The 3,458-nt window shown below is 61.3% G+C and carries 3 protein-coding genes and 1 pseudogene; all 4 read right to left on the bottom strand.

Features of this window, described 5'->3' with window-relative positions:
* Window positions 1-161: pseudogene (locus tag AAC083_RS19860) on the bottom strand (AEC family transporter); the annotation flags it as partial.
* Window positions 162-172: 11 nt separating this feature from the next.
* Entirely contained in the window at window positions 173-730 is a 558-nt protein-coding gene (locus AAC083_RS19855; RefSeq protein ID WP_108537534.1) for a YaeQ family protein, read from the bottom strand.
* A gap of 193 nt (window positions 731-923) precedes the next feature.
* Window positions 924-1,064 carry a TIGR02808 family protein gene (locus AAC083_RS19850; RefSeq protein ID WP_005301193.1) on the bottom strand — a complete coding sequence of 47 codons (141 nt, stop codon included), beginning with the start codon at window positions 1,062-1,064 and terminating at the stop codon, window positions 924-926.
* Between the two features lie 289 nt (window positions 1,065-1,353).
* The coding region (gene fadJ / locus AAC083_RS19845; RefSeq protein ID WP_108537533.1) for a fatty acid oxidation complex subunit alpha FadJ at window positions 1,354-3,458 on the bottom strand (2,105 nt) is incomplete at its 5' end.

Raw genomic sequence — 3,458 nt, 5'->3', positions numbered from 1 at the left:
TACTTGACCAGTGCCGAAAACACCAGCGCCGGGGTAAACAGCTCGATATTGGCCCGGTTGACATCGCCCAGCGCCCCGCCCGGTCGCAGCCGGCCATAGAGTGCGCCGAGGCCCACCACGGCAAACACAGGGATGACGATATTGAGCAGTGCGCTGAACATGGGCGGGCTCTTTACAGTTCGCGGGCGGGTGGCCCCATCAGCAAGACGGGATCCAGTGTCACTTCCAATGTGCCGTTGCTGACCCAGAGCTGACCGTCGGAGATGGTGCAGGTGAGGTGCATGGTGCGCGCCACCATGGCGGTCAGTGGCAGGGTCTGACTGTCGGAAAGCTCGATCACCGTGAGGTTGTCGTGCTGGCTGAGCTTGCCATGATTCTGCTTCCACCAGACGTGGGTGCCACGGCCACCGTAGAGGTAGAGCACCACATGACGGGAGCGGTTGCACGCCTTCTTCAGACGGCGCTCGTCGGGCTGGCCCAGTTCGATCCAGAGCTCGATTTCGTCGGAGTAGTTCTTGCGCCACAGCTCGGGCTCGTCGTCGGCACTGAGCCCCTTGGTGAACTCCAGCCGCTCGGCGGCGTGCCAGGCGAAAGCCGCCAGCCGGATCATCATGCGCTCATCGGTCTCGGAAGGGTGACGAGCCAGGGTCAGTGAGACGTCCTGATATTGGTGGCGGTCCATGTCGGACAGGCTGAGTTGAGCCTTGAATACGGTTGCCTTGAGAGCCATAGAAACCTTGAATACCTTGAGTGATCAATCCGGGGTGGAAAAACTGCGCGTCAGTGTAATCAAAATCAGCGATCGGTTCGACCACCTTGACCACACATTTGGCCTGAGTCTCGCGGATAAGTGTCGAAAAAGGCTAAAAAAACAAATGCCAGTCCGAAGACTGGCATTTGGCGGTATGAACGAAAGAAGCGTATCACTTCTCGGCGGACTTGACCCCGAAGGCATTGAGCAGCAAGCAGCAGGTCACTGCCACCGCCACAAACCCGCTCAGGAAGATAAAGGGCATGGCCCCGTATCCCAATACAGTCCAGATGGTTTGTTCAAGCAGACTCATTATGTGTCCTTCATCCAGTGAAATGGGTGTTCCTTTCGTGACGGGGTTATCTCCCCGTTCCTGATGACGCTATTTGACCTCAACCGGCGCCTGAGTCCTATGCCACCAAAGTAATAAATAGGGGGCTACTTTGCGCTGGATCAACAATTTAGCCCTTGGCCAGGCCAAATATGGACACAATTCAACCCATGTTGCCTGCCGCCCCTTCAGGGATCGCACAAAATGCAGGAGGCGACCCGGGGGTCGCCTCCTTGAGATGGGCCCTGCCGTCACCGGCACGACACTCTGCTTAGTAGAAGCTCAACTGCTCCGCCGCCATCGCCTTGAGACGCTCACAGGGTGCAAAGCGGTCGCCGTAGCGTTTCTGGTAGTGCTCGAGGCGCCCCACCAGATGTGCTATGCCGAGCGTGTCCATGTAGCGGAACGGGCCGCCGAGGAAGGGCGGGAAGCCGATGCCGAAGATGGCGCCTATGTCGCCGTCACGGGCCGAGGCCACCACGCCGCTGTCCAGCGCCATGGCCGCTTCGTTGAGCATCATCAGCACGCAGCGTTCGGCCATTTCCATCCGGGATTGCTTGGGCACAGGCTTGACTCCCAGCACGGCGTAGACGCTCTCGTCCACCGTCTTCTTGCCCTCTTTGCCGGTCAGTTTGTTGCGCGGCGCCGCCTTGCCGTAGAGGTAGAAGCCCTTGCCGTTCTTGCGTCCCTTACGATCGTTTTGCAGCAGCTTGTCGAACGCCTTGGGCGCCTGGAACTGCTCGCCGCCCAGCTCTTTCTCCAGAATGGGGGAGATCTTGGCACCCACGTCTATCCCCACCTCGTCGAGCAGGGCGATGGGGCCGACTGGAAAACCGAAATCGAGCAGGGCACCATCCAGCACCTCCACCGGCTCCCCTTCCAGCACCAGCCGCGCCGCCTCGTTCATGTAGGGGGCCAGGATACGGTTGACGTAGAAACCGGCCTCGTCTTTCACCACGATGGGCGTCTTGCCCTGGGCACGGGCAAACGCCAGCGTGGTGGCCACCGTCTCGGCACTGGTGCCAACGTGAGGAATAATCTCGGCCAGCGGCATCTTGTCCACCGGGCTGAAGTAGTGCAGCCCCACGATCCGCTCCGGGTGCGCCGCCTCGGCCGCTATCTGGTGAATAGGCAGGGAGGAGGTGTTGGAAGCAAAGACGGTGTGGTCACCGCATTCGCGCTCCACCTCCTTCACCATCTGATGTTTAAGCGCGAGATCTTCGAACACCGCCTCCACCACCATGTCCACCCGGTGAAAACCCGAGTAGTCCAACGTGCCTGACAGCAGGCTCATCTGCTTCTCCAGCTCGCTGCGCAACATGTGGCGACGCTTGAGCTTCTTGGCCAGGATCTCGTAGCTATAGCGCATGGCATTGCCGATACCGGCGTTGGCCACATCCTTGATCCGCACCGGCACCCCCGCCTTGGTGGCGGTCACGAAGGCGATGCCGCCCCCCATCAGGCCCCCGCCCAGCACGGCGGCGTGAGTGACCTTGCGCGGTTCGGCCCCCTGATAGGTGACCTCCTTCTTCATCTCGGTAGTGGCAAAGAAGAGGGAGCGCAGGGCGGCGGATTCCGCCGTCATCACCAGCTCGCCAAAGTGGCGGGATTCGGCGGCAAGGCCTGCCTGCATGCCCTCTTCCACCCCGATGCGTACCACCTCGAGGATCCGCTCCAGCGCCGGGTAGTTGCCCCGGGTCTTGGCTTTGACCCCCTTGTGGGCCTGATCGAACAGGACCTTGCGACCCAGCGCATTGGTCTCCAGCAGCTTGCCCTGCAGATCCCGCTTCAGCTCGTGGCGGGGTTTGCCCTTCTTGGCCAGCTTGATGGCGGCCTCAAGCAGGATGGAAAGCGGTACCACATCGTCCACCAGCCCCAGTTTTTTGGCCTGTTTGGCTCTTACCTGCTTGCCAGTCAGCATCAGATCCAGCGCCTTGGCCACCCCGATGAGGCGCGGCAAACGCTGGGTCCCGCCAGAGCCCGGCAGCAAGCCCAGTTGCACTTCCGGCAGCCCCAGCACGGTTTTAGCGTGATCGGTCACCACCCGGCCATGACAGGCCAGCGCCAGCTCCAGCCCGCCGCCAAGGCAGGGGCCATGAATGGCGGCGATCACCGGGATGGCCAGCGACGCGATCTCGGCAAAGATCACCTGCCCTTCCCGCGACAGCGTCTGGGCATCCTGGGCACTGCTACAGGCCGCCAGCATGCTGATGTCGGCACCGGCGATGAAAGAATCCTTCTTGCCGGAGACCACCACCAGACCGATCAGCTCCTTGTTGGCCTTCACCTCGGCCAGCACGGTGCGGACCTCGTCCACGAAGGCGGCCTTCAGGGTATTCATGCTCTCGCCCGGTACATCCATGGTGAGAATACCGA

It is taken from the genome of Aeromonas sp. HMWF014, assembly GCF_963878295.1.
GTDB lineage: Bacteria > Pseudomonadota > Gammaproteobacteria > Enterobacterales > Aeromonadaceae > Aeromonas > Aeromonas popoffii.
The sequence above is the reverse complement of the archived record's forward strand: the minus strand, read 5'-3'. Positions and strand labels throughout refer to the sequence as shown.

Coding starts and splice junctions, on each gene's coding strand:
- AAC083_RS19850 (WP_005301193.1), bottom strand. CDS start 1,064: ATGAGTCTGCTTGAACAAACCATCTGGACTGTATTGGGATACGGGGCC.
- AAC083_RS19855 (WP_108537534.1), bottom strand. CDS start 730: ATGGCTCTCAAGGCAACCGTATTCAAGGCTCAACTCAGCCTGTCCGAC.